At 49.3% G+C, this 16558-nt stretch carries 17 protein-coding genes; 11 read left to right on the forward strand and 6 right to left on the reverse strand.

The window, feature by feature from the left end; genetic code table 11:
- From secF to HXZ99_RS09790, 8 genes are all read left to right on the forward strand, one after another.
- Nucleotides 1-954, forward strand: a complete 954-nt coding sequence (gene secF / locus HXZ99_RS09755) for a protein translocase subunit SecF (protein WP_194757109.1) — start codon at nucleotides 1-3, stop codon at nucleotides 952-954.
- 110 nt (nucleotides 955-1064) lie between these two features.
- Complete coding sequence (yaaA, locus tag HXZ99_RS09760; RefSeq protein WP_194757110.1) at nucleotides 1065-1841, forward strand: peroxide stress protein YaaA; 777 nt, start codon at nucleotides 1065-1067, stop codon at nucleotides 1839-1841.
- A 17-nt stretch (nucleotides 1842-1858) separates the two neighbouring features.
- Entirely contained in the window at nucleotides 1859-2707 is an 849-nt protein-coding gene (locus tag HXZ99_RS09765) for a DUF3014 domain-containing protein (protein ID WP_194757111.1), read from the forward strand.
- On the forward strand, nucleotides 2704-3294 hold the full coding sequence (locus HXZ99_RS09770; protein ID WP_331458490.1) for a lysophospholipid acyltransferase family protein: 591 nt from the start codon (nucleotides 2704-2706) through the stop codon (nucleotides 3292-3294). The genes HXZ99_RS09765 and HXZ99_RS09770 overlap by 4 nt, the downstream gene beginning before the upstream one ends.
- A gap of 100 nt (nucleotides 3295-3394) precedes the next feature.
- Nucleotides 3395-3859 (forward strand): 6,7-dimethyl-8-ribityllumazine synthase, encoded by a 465-nt coding sequence (gene ribH / locus HXZ99_RS09775; RefSeq protein ID WP_194757112.1) that lies wholly within the window; start codon nucleotides 3395-3397, stop codon nucleotides 3857-3859.
- Between the two features lie 11 nt (nucleotides 3860-3870).
- On the forward strand, nucleotides 3871-4290 hold the full coding sequence (gene nusB, locus HXZ99_RS09780) for a transcription antitermination factor NusB (protein WP_194757113.1): 420 nt from the start codon (nucleotides 3871-3873) through the stop codon (nucleotides 4288-4290).
- Nucleotides 4291-4295: 5 nt separating this feature from the next.
- Entirely contained in the window at nucleotides 4296-5270 is a 975-nt protein-coding gene (gene thiL / locus HXZ99_RS09785; RefSeq protein WP_194757114.1) for a thiamine-phosphate kinase, read from the forward strand.
- Nucleotides 5271-5290: 20 nt separating this feature from the next.
- Nucleotides 5291-5779, forward strand: a complete 489-nt coding sequence (locus HXZ99_RS09790) for a phosphatidylglycerophosphatase A family protein (RefSeq protein ID WP_194757115.1) — start codon at nucleotides 5291-5293, stop codon at nucleotides 5777-5779.
- A gap of 23 nt (nucleotides 5780-5802) precedes the next feature.
- Here the strand turns inward: HXZ99_RS09790 and dxs are convergent, their stop codons facing one another.
- From dxs to HXZ99_RS09805, 3 genes are read right to left on the reverse strand one after another with little or no spacing between them, the layout of a single operon-like run.
- Nucleotides 5803-7665 (reverse strand): 1-deoxy-D-xylulose-5-phosphate synthase, encoded by a 1863-nt coding sequence (gene dxs / locus HXZ99_RS09795; RefSeq protein WP_194757116.1) that lies wholly within the window; start codon nucleotides 7663-7665, stop codon nucleotides 5803-5805.
- 4 nt (nucleotides 7666-7669) lie between these two features.
- Entirely contained in the window at nucleotides 7670-8587 is a 918-nt protein-coding gene (gene ispA, locus HXZ99_RS09800; protein WP_194757117.1) for a (2E,6E)-farnesyl diphosphate synthase, read from the reverse strand.
- A 1-nt stretch (nucleotide 8588) separates the two neighbouring features.
- Nucleotides 8589-8852 carry an exodeoxyribonuclease VII small subunit gene (locus HXZ99_RS09805; protein WP_194757118.1) on the reverse strand — a complete coding sequence of 88 codons (264 nt, stop codon included), beginning with the start codon at nucleotides 8850-8852 and terminating at the stop codon, nucleotides 8589-8591.
- 191 nt (nucleotides 8853-9043) lie between these two features.
- On the opposite strand from HXZ99_RS09805, the gene thiI reads away from it, so the two are divergent.
- Both thiI and HXZ99_RS09815 read left to right on the forward strand, forming a co-directional pair.
- Nucleotides 9044-10495 carry a tRNA uracil 4-sulfurtransferase ThiI gene (gene thiI, locus HXZ99_RS09810; RefSeq protein WP_194757119.1) on the forward strand — a complete coding sequence of 484 codons (1452 nt, stop codon included), beginning with the start codon at nucleotides 9044-9046 and terminating at the stop codon, nucleotides 10493-10495.
- 44 nt (nucleotides 10496-10539) lie between these two features.
- Complete coding sequence (locus HXZ99_RS09815; RefSeq protein WP_331458491.1) at nucleotides 10540-10908, forward strand: VanZ family protein; 369 nt, start codon at nucleotides 10540-10542, stop codon at nucleotides 10906-10908.
- A 249-nt stretch (nucleotides 10909-11157) separates the two neighbouring features.
- Here HXZ99_RS09815 and srmB read toward each other — a convergent pair whose 3' ends face one another.
- The 3 genes from srmB to HXZ99_RS09830 form a co-directional block, all read right to left on the reverse strand.
- On the reverse strand, nucleotides 11158-12411 hold the full coding sequence (gene srmB / locus HXZ99_RS09820; protein WP_194757120.1) for an ATP-dependent RNA helicase SrmB: 1254 nt from the start codon (nucleotides 12409-12411) through the stop codon (nucleotides 11158-11160).
- A gap of 3 nt (nucleotides 12412-12414) precedes the next feature.
- The gene (rdgC, locus tag HXZ99_RS09825; protein ID WP_194757121.1) at nucleotides 12415-13326 is read right to left on the reverse strand and encodes a recombination-associated protein RdgC; all 912 of its coding nucleotides are present in this window, start codon (nucleotides 13324-13326) and stop codon (nucleotides 12415-12417) included.
- A 75-nt stretch (nucleotides 13327-13401) separates the two neighbouring features.
- Complete coding sequence (locus HXZ99_RS09830; protein WP_194757122.1) at nucleotides 13402-15183, reverse strand: sensor histidine kinase; 1782 nt, start codon at nucleotides 15181-15183, stop codon at nucleotides 13402-13404.
- A gap of 268 nt (nucleotides 15184-15451) precedes the next feature.
- On the opposite strand from HXZ99_RS09830, the gene HXZ99_RS09835 reads away from it, so the two are divergent.
- Nucleotides 15452-16498, forward strand: coding sequence for a porin (locus HXZ99_RS09835; protein WP_194757123.1), 1047 nt, complete (start codon nucleotides 15452-15454; stop codon nucleotides 16496-16498).
- Nucleotides 16499-16558: the final 60 nt, after the last annotated feature.

A 16558-nucleotide genomic window follows, 5' to 3' on the forward strand; every position in this document is an offset into this window, starting at 1 on the left:
ATGTTTTTAATTACTAAAGTCGATGAAAACAATCCGTTGCGCTTTATGTCCATTAACAAATGGACAACCGCACTGAGTATTATTTTGATTGTTGCATCGTTGGCCACAGTGGCAATTAACAAGCTGAACTGGGGCTTAGATTTCACCGGTGGTACCTTGGTTGAGGTTGGCTTTAGCCAACCGGCTGATCTCGCTGAATTGCGCGATGTGCTCGAGGCCAATGATTACGGTGATGCGGTAGTGCAAAACTACGGTACGCAACGGGATGTGCTGGTACGCGTTCCACCTCGGGGCGAAGCCAATGCCGAATCAATCGGCGACAGCTTATTACGTATCTTGCAAACCAATGTGGATGAAGATCTTCAAATTCGCCGGGTCGAGTTTGTCGGTCCACAAGTAGGGGAGGAGCTTGCAGAAGCAGGTGGTCTCGCTCTGATTGTGGCGGTGATTTGTATCTTGATCTACGTGTCCTTCCGTTTTGAATGGCGCTTGGCGCTTTCTGCGGTAGCCGGTTTGGTGCAAGACGTAATTCTTATACTTGGTATCTTCGCGCTGTTCCAAATGCAGGTGGATCTAACGATTCTAGCGGCCTTGCTCGCCACCATAGGTTACTCTCTTAACGATAGTATCGTGGTCGCGGATAGGATTCGCGAGAACTTTAGAATTATGCGTAAAGAAACGCCGGTCAGCGTCATTGATATTTCGTTAAGCCAAACCTTGAGCCGAACGCTCGTAACCTCATTAACCACATTGATGGTATTGGTGGTTCTGATGTTGTTTGGTGGGCAAATGATCTTTGGTTTCGCGGTAGCAATGTCGATTGGTGTGATCGTGGGTACTTACTCATCGATCTTCACGCGTAGCACCATCGTGCTTGCGTTAGGTATCTCACGTGAAGACTTGATGCCACCAGAAGTTGAAAAAGAGGGCGAAGATCAAGATCCCGTGTTGTAACGCTTGATCCGATTACCCTAATCGAGCCTCTGACCGCAAGGTCAGGGGCTTTTTTATATCATCTGTGGTAGTCTTTTTAGAGTTTCCAACAATGCGAGGTAAAGCGAACGATGTTATTTGTAGTGTCTCCCGCGAAGAATTTGGATTATGAATCTCCGGCGCCTATCGACGATTTTAGCCAACCTGAGCTACTCGATGAAGCAGCTGCCTTGGTGAAAGAGTGCAAACAACTTTCGCCTCAAGATCTAGCCTCCCTGATGAGTATTAGCGACAAGCTCGCTGGCTTAAATGCTGCGCGCTTTAGCGAATGGAAAACCCCGTTTACGGAAGCGAATGCCAAGCAAGCGGTGTTTGCATTCAATGGTGATGTGTACACCGGCTTAAATGCGCAAAGCTTAACCGCGAAGGATTGGGCCTGGGGACAAAAGCACATGCGTATCCTGTCGGGTTTGTATGGCGTGTTAAAGCCCCTCGATCTCATGCAACCGTATCGCTTAGAGATGGGCACCAAGTTGAAAAATCCTCGAGGTGAAGACCTCTACAGTTTCTGGGGCGATACCATTACCGAGAAATTGAATGAAACCGCACAAGAAACTAAAAGTTCGGTATTGATTAATTTGGCGTCGAACGAGTATTTTAAATCAGTACGCGTAAAGCAACTGGATGTGCCGGTGGTTACGCCCGTGTTTAAAGACACAAAGAAAGGCAAACTAAAAGTGATTAGCTTTTATGCAAAAAAAGCGCGAGGTTTAATGGCGCGGTATATAATTGAAAAGAAGCCGAACTCTATTGAAGAATTGAAGTCTTTTAATGCAGAGGGTTACCAATTCTCAAGTGAGCTATCGACCGATAAAGAACTGGTATTCACGCGGGCAGAAATTGGCTAAGTAAATTAGGAGCGGTTATGGCTGATCATTCAGATCACGATCCGGCAACGGAGCAACCCAGTAAGAGAATCAACCCCATGGTTATTGGGGGCATAGTCGTTATATTTGTGATTGCGATTGTGCTGTGGTTTACGCGAGATACATCGCCGGAGCCCGAGCCTCAGCCCGTGCCAGTAGAGATACCGGAGCCGACACCAGAGCCCGAGCCAGAACCGGAGCCTGAACCTGTACCAGAACCGGAGCCTGAACCTGTGGTTGAGCCGGAGCCGGAACCAGAGCCAGAGCGTCCACTGCCCGAGTTAGATAGCGCCAGTGCCGTATTGATTGATGAAGCGCAAGATAAATCGCTGAATACCTCTTTGCTGGATGGTGAGAACCTGGTCCGCAAGCTGGTGGTGCTCACTGACAATATTGCCGAAGGCGTTTTAGTACGCGAAGCGGCGGTAATTGAAGGTCCAGAGTCGCGCTTTTTGGTACAGGAAATCGATCACCAATTGTATATTGATGAGCGCAGTTACCAACGCTATGACGATATGGTGAACTGGTTTATCAGCATGGACACCGATGCTATTGTGGCGCTATTCCAGCGCTTTGAGCCTGTGTTTGAGGAAGCCTACGCTGAATTTGGCGACCCGAATATTCGCTTTCGGGATCGTGTGCTCACCGCGATTCAAGTGGTACTCGATACCCCAGAACCGACAGGCTTATTGGCACTTTCAGATGAGCAAGTTATGTATACCTTTGCTGATCCAGAGCTAGAAAGCTTGCCTGGTGCGCAGAAACAAATGCTTCGCATTGGACCAGACAACCGTGCTCTGGTAAAAACGAAGTTACGAGAGATTCGTTCGAGGCTACGACGTTTGTGATTCCAAATTCAAATTCCTTGCAACGGTTGCCCACTCGCGGCAACCGTTTTAGTCGTTGGGTCGGCCGCTTGGGTATGAAATTGCTCGGTGGCTGGACTATTCAAGGCTCACTTCCTGATATTCCTAAAGCCATAATTCCAGTTGCCCCACACACATCTAACTGGGATTTCTTTGTGGGTGTCTTTGTGAAACTAGCATTGGGCCTGCGCTTAAACTTTTTAGGTAAGCATTCCATTTTTGTATTTCCAGTGAAGGGGATTTTGTTGTGGCTTGGGGGCATCCCTATACAACGAGATAGCTCGCATGGGGTGGTGGCGCAGATGGTAGATGAATTTCATCGCCGCGATCAACTGGTGCTGTGTTTGGCCCCGGAGGGAACGCGCAGTAAGGTAACGGAATGGAAGAAGGGCTTTTTGCATATAGCGCGTGATGCCCAAGTTCCGGTGGTACCGGTATCGTTCTGCTTTAAAACACGAACAATTAACATTTCCAGCCCGATGACAGTAGGCGACGATGTGGACGACACGCTTGACCGCATTAAAGCCTTTACCAACCAAGCCGTTGGTAAACACCCGGAATTGCAGTAGTTAGGCGTGTTATACTTCTCGATCTAGCGGAAAATGTGCTATTCTTCGCGGCAATTAGATATCGGCCGCTGGTGCCACTGAAAAGCTCTGAGGATTTTGCATGAAGGTTATCGAAGCAGGTGTTGCAGCACCGGGTAAAAAAGTTGCGATTGTGGTGTCACGCTTTAACAGCTTTATCGTAGAAAAGTTGCTTGAAGGTGCTATCGATGCTTTGGTCCGGATTGGACAAATCAAAGAGTCAGACATTACCGTGGTACGCGTTCCAGGCGCTTACGAGTTGCCTATTACCGCAAAGAAAGCGGCCAGCTCAGGTAAGTTCGACGCGGTGATCGCCATCGGCGCTGTCATTCGTGGCGGTACCCCGCATTTTGATTTTGTTGCCGGACAAGCTAATTCAGGCCTTGCTCAAGTTGCACTGGATACCGGAGTACCGGTAGCTTTTGGTGTAATTACTACAGATACCGATGAGCAAGCCATTGATCGCGCCGGCGTGAAACACGGCAATAAAGGTGCAGAAGCGGCCTTGAGCGCGCTCGAAATGATGAACGTTCTCGAGCAGTTATAAGGAGTGTTTTTGTGAAACCAGCTGCCCGTCGGAAAGCCCGTCGCCTTGCGATTCAAGCCGTGTATTCATGGCAGTTGTCACGCAATAGCGTGACCGATATCGAAGCCGAATTCTTAACTGAGAATGACGTATCTAAAGTGGATGTCGATTACTTTCTCGATTTAGTGCGTGGCGTAACCGGTCGCGTGTCTACCTTAGATGAAGCGTTAACCCCTTTTACCGACCGCCCATTTGCAGATTTAGACCAGATTGAACGCGCAATTTTGCGGGTATCTGCGTACGAATTAAAATGGCGTCTTGATGTGCCCTACAAAGTGGTGATGAACGAAGCCATTGAGCTTGCCAAAGCGTTTGGTGCCGACGATTCTCATCGTTTTGTGAATGGCGTTTTAGACAAGGCCGTAGATAGCTTGCGGGCTGCACGCCAGTAAATCTGATGGACTCTACCCGGCGCGAGTTCGCACTCATTGAGCGCTTTTTTAAAGAGCGCGGCGTGAAACGTGCGGATGTGCCAATTTCGGTGGGGGACGACGCGGCCATTCTTGCGCCCCCAACGAACTCTCATATCGCAGTCACTACCGATACCATGGTGCAAGGTGTGCATTTTGATGAGCACACCCCCATTTCCGCACTTGGTCATAAACTAGCAGCAGTGAACTTAAGCGATCTTGCTGCCATGGGCGCCGAGCCTGCTTGGGCGTCACTTGCCCTTACCTTACCCGATTTTAATGAAGCTTGGCTGGACGATTTCAGCCGTGGCTTGATTGATATGCTTGATTATCATCACTGTAGTTTGATAGGTGGTGACATTACCCGAGGCCCGCTTACTTTAACGCTAACGGTGCATGGCTTTGTACCTACAGACCGCTACTTGTTACGCAGCGGCGCCCAACCGGGTGATCGCATCTACGTGAGTGGAACTCTCGGTGACGCCGCACTTGCGCTCGCAGTACAGCAAGCCAAGTTAAGTTCATCGTGCAGTGATTCCGTGCGTGATGCATTGAACGATCGCTTGTTCCGGCCAACGCCACGTGTCATGTTGGGCACACTTATTCGTAACCAAGCCAATAGCGCTATCGACCTTTCAGATGGCTTAGGTGGCGATTTACAGCATATACTGAGTGCATCAAACGTGGGAGCTCGCATTGATTTGGCGGCCCTGCCGCGTTCGCAAGCATTTGCTGAAGTGGTGAAGGGAGAGCAAGGTTGGCCCTATCAGCTGTTTGGGGGCGACGATTATGAGTTATGTTTTACCGTTCCTGAAGGTCGACGAGGGGCATTTGAAACTATCAGTCGACAAGCAGGTGTAGCAGTTACCGCAATTGGCGTGATCGAAAAAGAAGCTGGATTGCGCTATACCCATGCGGGTGAAAGAGTCAATTTTGACAACCAGAGTTACAGTCACTTTTAAGCGTTTATAACGGAGTTATTATGGCCCCTGCACGCATACCGCCGCGCCAGTTATTGAAGAATCCGGTTCACTTTCTGTCATTAGGGTTTGGAACCGGGTTGGCACCGAAAGCGCCAGGTACCTTTGGCACTCTTCCCGCTATTCTGTTGGTTTTGTTGTTTGCTCCCCTCGACGTGGCGGCCTATCTTGGTGTGGTTGCCGTGGTTACTCTGGTGGGTATTTACCTATGCGGGCAAACCGCAAAAGCGATGGGTGAGCACGACGCACCCGCAATTGTATGGGATGAAATTGCCGGCTATATGATTGCGATGATCGCCGTACCGGTGAGCTGGCTCACACTTCTTGTCGCCTTTATCCTGTTCCGGTTTTTTGACATCCTCAAACCCTGGCCCATTCGCTGGCTGGATCAAAAGGTACACGGCGGATTAGGCATTATGCTTGATGACGTGTTGGCAGGTTTTTTTACCCTGATACTGATGCATATAGCCCTCAGCCTAGGCTGGCTATAACCGTAACCAACGCAATGCGTTGGTTACTTTAAGCGGGTTTTGATTTGGGCGGTGATGCCCGCGGCGTTGAGGCCGAGCTCGGCTCGAATTTCATCTTGGCTGCCATGCTTGATAAATTCATCAGGCAGGCCGAGGAAGTGGACAGGGGTGGTGACGCCTTGGGTCTGAAGAAGCTCGCTCACGGCACTTCCTGCACCCCCTGCAACGGCATTTTCTTCCACGGTAACAAGAAGTTCATGATCCTTGGCAGCCGCCAAAATAGCCTCATGGTCCAGAGGCTTCACAAACCGCATATCAATCACAGTGGCGTTGAGTGTCTCAGCTGCGCTCATCACTTCCGGTAATAAAATACCAAAATTCAAGATAGCTACACGCTCACCACGTCGCTTCTCAACACTCTTCCCAATAGGAAGCGTTTCTAAAGGCGTATAGCTAACACCCACACCATTGCCACGGGGATAGCGAACCGCACTCGGTCCGTTATGCTGATAGCCGGTATAAAGCATCAGACGGCACTCGTTCTCGTCAGATGGGGTCATCACCACCATATTCGGCACGCAGCGCAAGTAAGACAGATCGTAGGCGCCCTGATGTGTGGGGCCATCGGCACCAACAATACCGGCGCGATCAATAGCAAATAGAACCGGTAAATTTTGCAGGGCGACATCATGAATGAGCTGATCGTAGGCCCGCTGCAAAAAGGTGGAATAAATGGCAACCACGGGTTTCATACCCGCAATGGCTAATCCCGCCCCGAAGGTAACCGCATGTTGCTCAGCGATGGCAACGTCATAATACTGTTTTGGGAAACGTCGGGCGAATTCGACCATGCCAGAACCTTCGCGCATCGCCGGCGTGATTCCCACCACATTCGGGTCAGCGGCTGCCATTTCACATAACCACTCACCAAACACCGCAGAATAAGAAGGCACGCTGGCTGGTTTTGATGGCAATGAATCCGTGCTGGGATCAAATTTCGGTACCCCATGGTAGCCAATAGGGTCTTTCTCAGCGGGAGCGTAGCCTTTGCCCTTGCGAGTAACAACATGCAGCAATTGCGGCCCTTTCATCGAACGCATATTTTGCAGAGTTTCTACAAGGCTATCGACGTCGTGGCCATCAATAGGGCCAATGTAATTAAAGCCCAGCTCTTCAAAGATAGTGCCAGGAGTAACCATGCCTTTTACATGCTCTTCGGCTTTACTCACGAGCTCGCGCATACCCGGCATGCCACTAAGCAGCTGCTTGCCGCCTTCACGTAAGGTGGTATAGAACTTACCCGAGAGTAATCGCGCGAAATGAGAATTTAATGCACCCACATTCTCGGAAATAGACATGTCATTGTCATTTAAGATAACCAGCATATCCGGTGAAATATCACCGGCGTGGTTCAGGGCTTCAAATGCCATCCCAGCAGTCATGGCACCATCACCAATGACGGCAACCACTTTTCGATTTGCGGCTTCTTTTTCAGCAGCAATCGCAAGGCCTAAAGCGGCACTAATGGATGTACTGGAGTGACCCACTGAAAGCACATCATATTCGCTCTCATCGCGCCAAGGAAACGGGTGTAATCCGTCCTTTTGACGAATGGTATGCAATGCATCGCGACGTCCGGTGAGAATCTTATGCGGATAGGCTTGATGACCAACGTCCCAAACCAAGTGGTCAAACGGCGTTTTGTAGACATAGTGCAGTGCCACGGTAAGTTCTACCGTACCTAAACCTGAGGCAAGGTGACCGCTACTTTTACTTACCGATGTAAGGAGATAATGGCGCAGCTCGTCGCTCACCTGCTTGAGCGATTGCTTGGGTAAACCACGCAAATCGGCAGGGGAGTCAATTTTCTCTAACAGCGGAAACGCTGGGTTCGTTGCATGCGTCATGTTACTACCGGTCTCGTTTAACAAGGTATTCTGTAAAGCTCTCTAAGAGGGCGGTATTGTACGGGATCAAGGCGAGCGCGTGTAGCGCTTTTTCGTGTAATTGACGGAGCAGCGCTTGCGATCCCGCGAGCCCCAGTAAAGCAGGATACGTTGATTTATGCAGTGCTTGATCAGAACCTTGTGTTTTACCAAGTGTTTGCGTGTCGCCAGTGACATCAAGAATATCGTCTTGCACCTGAAACGCCAAACCAATGGCATCAGCAAACTCATCGAGCGCGCTTCGTACCTGCTCGCTTACGTCGTTGGCCGCGAGGGCGCCTAATTGAACCGACGCCCGTAAAAGCGCACCGGTTTTAAGTTGATGCACTTGCTCTAATTCGGCAGTTTGGATACTGCGCCCCGTGGCAGCGATATCTAACATCTGACCACCGCACATCCCATGCAAACCTGCGCTATGGGCCAATACGTGCACCATTCGAAGTTGCTGCGCTGGAGATATATGGGGAATAGGCTGCGCGAGCAAAGAAAATGCGAACGATTGCAAGGCGTCACCAGCAAGTATGGCTGTGGCTTCATCAAACTGCACATGGCAGGTCGGTTGACCTCGACGCAATGTATCGTCGTCCATGGCCGGCAAATCATCATGAATTAACGAATAGGCATGGATGCACTCCACAGCAGCGGCGGGCGCATCAAGGCTTTCAACGGGCACATCAAATAACTCGCCAGTGGCATACACCAAAAATGGACGAACCCGCTTTCCACCCAATAAGGCCGAATACTGCATGGCTTGCTGTAATCGGGTTGCGTGCGCTTGGACAGAGAGCACGGTTTGCATATACGCATCATGGCGCTGGCGCAGCGCAGAAAAACGTTGCTGAAATTCTTCTTGTTGCGAAGCACTCGGTGAAGATATGGACATATTAGGCGCTTGTGTCATCAGAGCCAGGTTCATTGAACTCACCCAACGACTCGTCTTGCTGTTGCTGCAGAAGAATCTGTACACGCTGCTCGGCATCTTGCAGTTTTTTCTGGCTTACCCGAGTGAGGGCAACGGCACGCTCGAACTGTTGCAGCGATTGCTCCAAGGGTAGATCACCCTGCTCAAGCGCTTGGATAATTTGCTCTAACTCTTGGATCGCTTGTTCAAAACCGATGGATTCTGTTTTGCTTGTTTGCTCTGACATAACAATTCCTGATTCCTGGGGTTATCGCTCAGAATAATTCCGTGTGCTCACGCTGGGTTTGCATAAGTATAAAATATCACAGGGGAGGCGAGAACTGCACCGCTTTTCCATGTTGGCAAAGGCTTCATTAGCTGAATGAGGTGTAATCCTGTATAATTCTGCGCTCATTTTTCTGCTCTGTGAAACTTGCTATGCGTTTTATTGTTCGACTCCATGCTGAAATTACCATTAAAAGCCGTTCGGTACGGCAGCGCCATGTGAAAGTGCTCACGGGTAACCTTCGCACGCTTCTAAAACCCTTACATACATCGGTGCGCGTGCGTAATCATTGGGATCGTATTGAGATTAGTCATGATGATATTCCAGAGCTTACTGCAACGGTTATTGCGCGTTTGCAGCAAACGCCCGGTATTTCCTATTTTGAGCAGGTACTGCAAGCTCCGTTGTGTGATTTTGAAGATATCTTCCAGTGGGTTTTGTCTCACAAAGGCGAGCAGCTGCAAAATAAATCGTTTGCCATTCGGGTAAAACGAAAAGGGCACCACGATTTTTCATCCATGGATCTCGCACGCTACGTGGGTGGTGGCATTAAGCATCACGTTGCCGGCGCGTCGGTACGTTTAAAAGATCCAGAAGAAGAAGTGGTGTTGCATATTATTGATGAGCAAATGTCGTTAGTTGTCACGCGCTATCAAGCACTCGGCGGATTCCCCTTACCCACCCAAGAAACCGTGTTGTCTTTGATGTCGGGTGGCTTTGATAGCTCCGTTGCAAGTTTTCAGATGATCCGCCGTGGCACGCGCACTCATTTCTGCTTTTTTAATTTGGGGGCTGATACTCACGAAGCTGCCGTGCGCGAAATTGCTTATTTCTTATGGGAAAAATACTCCAAAACCCACGCGGTAAAGTTTATTAGTGTTGATTTCAGCGAAGTTGTAAACCGTATTTTAGAGCACGCCGATCAAGGTACTATGGGCGTTGTGTTAAAGCGCGCAATGATGCGCGCTGCAGGGCAAATCGCCAAGCGCGTGCGAGCGCAAGCGATTGTCACAGGCGAAGCGATCGGCCAAGTGTCTAGCCAAACCTTAAGTAATTTACAGTTAATTGATGCCGCCACTCCGGCATTAGTTGTGCGGCCATTGATTGTCAGTGATAAGCAAACTATTGTTGATCAAGCTCGGGCCATTGGTGTGGAACATTTAAGTGCGGCTGTGCCAGAGTATTGTGGCGTGATTTCAAAGCAGCCTTCGGTAAAGGTAAAACCAGAAGTGATCGCTGCAACCGAGCAAGCCGTAATCTCTGACGGCCTGATCGATGAAGTGGTCGCGCAAGCGCGAGCGATTGATATTCGTGAAGTTCGGGTAAATCCAGTTGCAGGGCCCGAAATTTATCGCGATGATTTACCCGAACAAGCGATTGTGTTGGATATTCGCACCGACGATGAAGTGGAAGCAATGCCGTTAGATCTTCCCGGACACAAAGTGTTACACATTCCATTTTTCCGTCTGGCAGGGAAACAAGATACACTGAATAAAGAGAATCAATATGTGCTGTATTGCCAGCAAGGTGTAATGAGTCGGCTACAAGCCATTCAATTGCGCGAGCAAGGCTTCAAGCATATCGGAATATTTGAGCGTTCCTAGCGAGAGTCTAGGTTTGACGCTTACCAAACCAGATAAGGATGCGTGTGTTTTTGGTCTCCCGAATTCTATTTGCCTGTATTATGTTGGGCGTATCAGTTCTTTTTCTGATGCAAAGCCCACCAACTCCGGGTGCGTTCCAGTTTCCGCATGCAGATAAAATAGTTCACTTTGGTTTATTCTTCGTGCTGGCGGCAAGTTTTCATATTGCCTTTCGCCCGCCCCTTTGGTTTGCGTGGATATCCTTGTTTATATACGCAGTAGCCATCGAACTCATTCAGTACTATATCCCTGGCCGCGGCGCCGACATTTGGGACGTTGTCGCCGACATGGTGGGTGTTGCTGCGTTTTATGCGGTACGAAAAATATTCCTGTATCTACTCAGTACGCGCAAGAGGCGGCGCAGTCCGAGTTAACGCATTAGCTTCCCAGTGCCATCGGGATTTGGTGGCAAGAATCAGATGTTGAAGTTCCTCTAGACGAAAAAGTGGCAGTAGAGGGGCAGGTGGCAAACGAACGTGGTTCGCGACATGCTTTCTGTCATTTCCTTTGAGCTGAAAAAGCGAAGTGTTTACTCTAAAGCAAAAAGTCATGATGCTCGCCGCCGGGCAACTCGATCTTGCCCCCAGCAGCTTCAACATAGCGTTCGCCTTCGCTGCTGTCAGCTAGCTCTTTTTCATCGATTGAGACTTGGTTGGGGCGCGTTTGCCTGCTTTTACTTTGCCAGCTTTCTTCTTCTTTTTCTTTTTCTTGGCTTTTTCTGGATCAGGGAATTTGAACTGCGGGCGCAATTCCGGTACGAAGCGGCGTTCGATACGCTCCCCTAAGTAGCGCTCAATGCGGCCTAAATGCTCAGCATCATGTGCTTCAACCAAGGCTACGGCTGTGCCTTTTTTACCGGCTCGGCCAGTACGGCCGATGCGGTGCAAGAAAGTATCGCCTTTGCGTGGTAAATCAAAGTTCACTACGAGCTCGACATCAGGGATATCAAGCCCGCGGGCAGCAACGTCTGTGGCTACCAATATACGCTGGCGAATGGAGCTAAAGGATTTAATTCGCTCTTGTCGCTCTGCTTGTGGCAATCCACCTTCTAATGCGGTTGCGCCGAAACCTTGTTGCTGCAGAAACTCGGCTACGTCGTGGGCCCGCTCTCGTTTGCGCACAAACACTAAAATGCGCCCGTTGAACGATCGCACAAGATGCATGAGTAAGGCTTTTTTGTGCTCTAGGGTGTCGCTGATATGAATCCACTGATGAATTTTGCCACGCTCACGTTTCGGTGGTTCGGCCAACACCACTTCTGGCTTTTCTAGAACAATTCGGCCAAAGGCCGCAAGGGTGGAGTGGTCTGCGGTGGCAGAGAACAATAACCGCTGCTTTAAATTCATCGCTTCGTTCATGATTTGCTCTACGGGAGTGCGAAAGCCCATATCAAGCATGCGGTCGGCTTCATCGAGAACGATAATTTCAATCTCTTCAGCACTAAATTTGTGATCCGAGAGATAATCGAGAAGGCGACCGGGTGTCGCAATAAGGATATCGAGGTTCTTCCGGAGCTTTTCTAAATGGGTACCAAAGTTAATGCCGCCGGTAACGGTGAGCGATGTGAGCCCCGTTGCGGCGCACAACATTTCCGCTTGCTCGCCAATTTGCTCCGCGAGTTCCCGAGTGGGCGCGAGCACGAGTACACGTGCGGCACCAGGATCACGTCGTGGATAATCGAGTAGATGCTGAATCGCAGGCAACAAAAACGCCAGGGTTTTGCCGGTGCCTGTGGGTGAGGTCGCCATAATATCGCGACCGTCCATGGCTAATGGAATCACGTCTTGCTGAATACGGGTTGGCTTATTTAAGCCCCGCTCCAATAATACGTGAATTAACTCTGGCGCAAGATCCAGTTCTGCCCAATCTGGGGTCATGGTTTACGACTCCACCTGTGGTTGAATATCAAGTGTCTGTTGCAGGGCTTGTATTAACTCAGCAAACTCACCCGCCATTAATGAGAAATCTAGGTCGAGCTGTTCTGCCCGCGACTCTGCATTGTTGTCTTCCCGTTGCTCTTTCACAATATCACCAAACTGAATGCGCTTTAGGGCGTAATCGTCGGTAAGCGTGAATTGCACACGATCTTGCCAATTCATTCCAAGCTGCGTGACTTGTTTGCCATGAGATAAGTGCAAAGCTACTTCTTCTGTTGTTAAGTCGTGGTTCTTAAAGCGCACAACGGAATCATCATCACGCTCTCCACGCAGCTCAGCATCAAGGCCAAGCTCAAAACCATTCGGTGCCGCTTGTTGCTTCACCCAGTCGGTATACACATGGTGTCCGGGGTGGTCGCCTCCCCATGGTTTCACTGGCAGTGAACCGAGACAGCTGCGCAATACGGCGGTTAGTTCTTCTGCCTTACTGGCACTAGAAGCGTCCACGTAAATAAGTTGTGACTGAGTATCTAGAATAGCCCAAGTTACCGCATACTTGCTAAATGCCTGAGGCAGCATTTGGTGCAGAATGTCTTCTTTCAGTGTCTGTTGCTCTTTTCGCGGCATGGGACGAGCGTGTTCCTGCTCGTAAGCCTCTTTGCGCGTCTCGAGTTCTGCTTTCACCGTGCTCGATGGCATTACTTTTTCTTCTTTTTTTAAACACAGTAAAACAAAACTTCCAATTTCATGAGTGAGTGGGCCATCTTCTGCGCCTAGTGGCGGTATCCAGCCAACACTAGATGGCTCAGAGCGGGCGCACGGGCTAAACCGACGTTCTTCAAGCGTGGCAACGGATGCTTCAGTCCACGTGAATGGCTGGGTAAAACTATAGATACGTAGGTTTTTAAACCACATGCAAAAAACTCCTGAAATATGCAAGGTCGAAAGAGCGGCGTCGCATTCTACCCGAGTTCGCCGCCCCTGTCAGAATTAAGACGTCGTGTTTATCGACACATTCATGGGCTCAACGGGAAATTGAAAATCGTAGCATAATCCTGCATCGGGTTGGCTGCTCACTTCTACGTTTCCGGCTAAGGTTTGTGTAATTAATGTATAAATTATATGCGCGCCTAAGCCGCTGCCGCCATTGTCTGCAGACGTGGTGTAGAAGGGTTCGAACAACTGGCGTAACTGGTGTGACGTCATGCCGACCCCGTTGTCACGATAACGAATATGAAGGTGATCAGAAACCACAGAAACATCAATATCAATGCGGCCATTCGGATTGTCTGGGAACGCATGGAGGATGGAATTCATCATCATGTTGGTGATTACTTGAGCTAACGCGCCGGCATTACAACGCACTTCAATGTCGTCGGGACAATTGAGTTGTACCACACACGACTTTCTGCGCAGTTGTGGTTGTAAAGACTGGATTATGCGTTGTACATAATTACATATATGGATGCTGCGAGTATGATCAGCGGCCTGATCGACAGCAACCTGCTTGAAACCGCTAATAATTTCATTGGCGCGGTGCAAATTGCTTTCGATGAGCGCATTGCTCTCTGTAACCGTGTCCATAAAATCTTTGATATCTTGCTCTGACGCAGTGCCCGCGGCCATTTGCTGCTGAATTTTCTGTAAGCGTTCTTGCAGATAACTGGTTGCGGTTACACTGACGCCCAGAGGGGTGCTGACATCGTGGGTTATGTTCGCAACCATGTTGCCAAGCGCGGCCATTTTCTCTGAACTCATCAACTGCAGGCGAATTTGCTGTAGAAACTCTAAGCTTTCTTCTAGTTCTTGATTGGTTTGCTTTAAGCGCGATTCGGTAATACGGCGCTGGTGCACTTCCTGTTCTAACGATTGCTGGCGCATTTCTAGTTCATGTCGGCGACGTTCTAAATCCAACATAAGGTTACTGATCCCCAGCGTCTTCTCGGCTATTTCTTGTTCGAGCAGTAAATTTTGGTCTTCAAGACGTCGATTTACATCGTTCACCTCTTGCTGTGCCGAGGTGAGATCGGTCTGATGAGCGCGCAATCGCGATAACAGATCATTGTAGGCATCTTCTAGTAATGAAAACTCGTTCACTTCTTCTTGTTTCAATCGAATTTGCGAACTTTCTGGATGCTCAGGTGAGAAATTGCGTAGTTGTTCGATTAAGTTCTCAAGCGGCTCACGAAGATAGTGTCGAAACGCGAGGGTGAATAATAAAATCAGAATCGAACTTTTAAGTAAGGCGCCAACCAACAACAGAATCAGGCTGGGCTTGAGTCGATCAATGGTGATGTCTCGGCTTGAAAAAAGTACCACATCACCCACCAATTCTGAGCCCCCCGCAAATTCAAACACTAACGGGGAGTAATAACCAAATACACCACTGTGTTCGGGAATCGGGCCGCTATCATCGATTAATGCTAAGCGATCAACACTCATCGTCTCGCCTTGATTAATCAGCACGCGCTCTTGGTCGTCGCGAATAATGATTCCGCTAATGGCCGGAATGTTGATTAACCCTGCCGCTAATGCATTGGTTTGCTCTTGGTTAAATTCCCACATGGCTCGGGCAAGGCTGGCAGCGAAAGTATGGTGTTGATTGCGTAAATCATGCAGCAGGGCTTCGCGGGTGTTGTTGTATTCAAAGGCAATTTGGCCGGTCGTAATAATCAGCGTAAGTAAGAAGTATACCGTTAACACACTCGTGAGGAGGGTGCGCGCAATACTGCGAGGTATAGATGAGCGGGATACCGATGCTTTCTTTTGCATGAATGTCTACACAATGCCGACGGTTATTATGTTGTTTTATTGCTCTGACTTTAGCAGGAGTGATGGCATTTGAACACAGTAATCCTACGTCGCGATCTGTTTATGAATGATGTTTGTCAGCCGTAAAAAAACACCCCGAGAAGATCTACTTTCTGCGGCTTGCTGTAACAAAACCGACATAAATCCGTTATATTATCGTCACACTAATAAATTTGTATTGTGCTCGCTTATCGCTTTTCTCATCATCTGCGCACACGGAGGGTATTCTATGCGCATGTCACCGGCTCGCTCCTCTGCGCTCTTGGTTTGCTCCGCTTTGCTTACTATGAGCGTTGGCTTTGTTTCAGCCTCCCCGTCTGTTTCTGATCCAGCAACTGAGCTGAGATTTTATGGTCGGCTGCATGTGTCCGCAGATTATCTCTATGACGGCCACGATGGGGGCTTAAACCTCTCCAGTAACTCCTCGCGTATTGGCGTTACGGCGAGTCACTGGCTCACCGAAGAGCTCTCGCTTCTGGGCCAGATTGAACGAACGGTACAGGTGACAGACGGTGATGCGACCCTTTCGGCACGGAACACCTTTATCGGTATCAACGGCAGTTGGGGAACCATTCGTGGTGGTTTTATCGACACGCCGGTGAAACGTATTTTAAATCATGTTGAGTTATTTCGGGATCGCGTGGGCGAAGGGCGCAACGTAGTGCGCAGCGGTGAAATGCATTTTGATCGACGTTTTCGTAACGGTATTCAATATTTAAGTCCGGATTGGAATAACTTAAATGCGGTGATTCATTTCGGCGCAGGGGAAACCACGGGTGTCAGCACCACTAGTCGAGATGATGAATGGAGCGCCATGCTGCAATGGCGTCAGGGCGCATGGACAACGCAAATCGGTTACGAAGTGCAAGGGCGCGACGGCCTTAGCGATTTACGGGCGGTTCGTTTAGGCAGTGTTTATCGTGCCGATGCTTGGACAACCACTGTGTTTCTGCAACATGCACAAGGCATGACGACAGGTGATGTGAACGTCTATGGGATTGGCACCGCGTATCGATGGAATGATGACTATCAACTTAAAGGCCAATTATTTGTGCGCGACAGCAAAGATATGGCCGATGATGATGGTTACATGTTGACTCTGGGTATTGATCGTCAGTTAACCCCAATGACCACCGCGTATTTTACAGTTTCATCGGCGCACAATGATAACAACGCACGTTTAAACGTATCGGCGGGAGGCCATGGCAAGACCATGAGCATTAGTCCTGGTGATGATCCCTTTGCTGTTTCTGTGGGTCTATTATGGAATTTCTAACGCTCTGATTTCTGAGTTATTGTGCGACATTTTTAGCAGAAGTCATAAAAGTGTCACATA

The sequence above is a fragment of the Aliidiomarina indica genome (genome assembly GCF_015354615.1).
In the GTDB taxonomy this organism is placed as follows: Bacteria; Pseudomonadota; Gammaproteobacteria; order Enterobacterales; family Alteromonadaceae; genus Aliidiomarina; species Aliidiomarina indica.

Excerpts from the sequence above, each read along its gene's own strand:
- dxs (WP_194757116.1), bottom strand. The coding sequence starts at position 7,665 with ATGACGCATGCAACGAACCCAGCGTTTCCGCTGTTAGAGAAAATTGAC.
- thiL (WP_194757114.1), top strand. The coding sequence starts at position 4,296 with ATGGACTCTACCCGGCGCGAGTTCGCACTCATTGAGCGCTTTTTTAAA.
- HXZ99_RS09835 (WP_194757123.1), top strand. The coding sequence starts at position 15,452 with ATGCGCATGTCACCGGCTCGCTCCTCTGCGCTCTTGGTTTGCTCCGCT.
- HXZ99_RS09765 (WP_194757111.1), top strand. The coding sequence starts at position 1,859 with ATGGCTGATCATTCAGATCACGATCCGGCAACGGAGCAACCCAGTAAG.
- HXZ99_RS09830 (WP_194757122.1), bottom strand. The coding sequence starts at position 15,183 with ATGCAAAAGAAAGCATCGGTATCCCGCTCATCTATACCTCGCAGTATT.
- thiI (WP_194757119.1), top strand. The coding sequence starts at position 9,044 with ATGCGTTTTATTGTTCGACTCCATGCTGAAATTACCATTAAAAGCCGT.
- rdgC (WP_194757121.1), bottom strand. The coding sequence starts at position 13,326 with ATGTGGTTTAAAAACCTACGTATCTATAGTTTTACCCAGCCATTCACG.
- ribH (WP_194757112.1), top strand. The coding sequence starts at position 3,395 with ATGAAGGTTATCGAAGCAGGTGTTGCAGCACCGGGTAAAAAAGTTGCG.
- secF (WP_194757109.1), top strand. The coding sequence starts at position 1 with ATGTTTTTAATTACTAAAGTCGATGAAAACAATCCGTTGCGCTTTATG.
- yaaA (WP_194757110.1), top strand. The coding sequence starts at position 1,065 with ATGTTATTTGTAGTGTCTCCCGCGAAGAATTTGGATTATGAATCTCCG.
- HXZ99_RS09805 (WP_194757118.1), bottom strand. The coding sequence starts at position 8,852 with ATGTCAGAGCAAACAAGCAAAACAGAATCCATCGGTTTTGAACAAGCG.
- srmB (WP_194757120.1), bottom strand. The coding sequence starts at position 12,411 with ATGACCCCAGATTGGGCAGAACTGGATCTTGCGCCAGAGTTAATTCAC.
- ispA (WP_194757117.1), bottom strand. The coding sequence starts at position 8,587 with ATGTCCATATCTTCACCGAGTGCTTCGCAACAAGAAGAATTTCAGCAA.
- HXZ99_RS09790 (WP_194757115.1), top strand. The coding sequence starts at position 5,291 with ATGGCCCCTGCACGCATACCGCCGCGCCAGTTATTGAAGAATCCGGTT.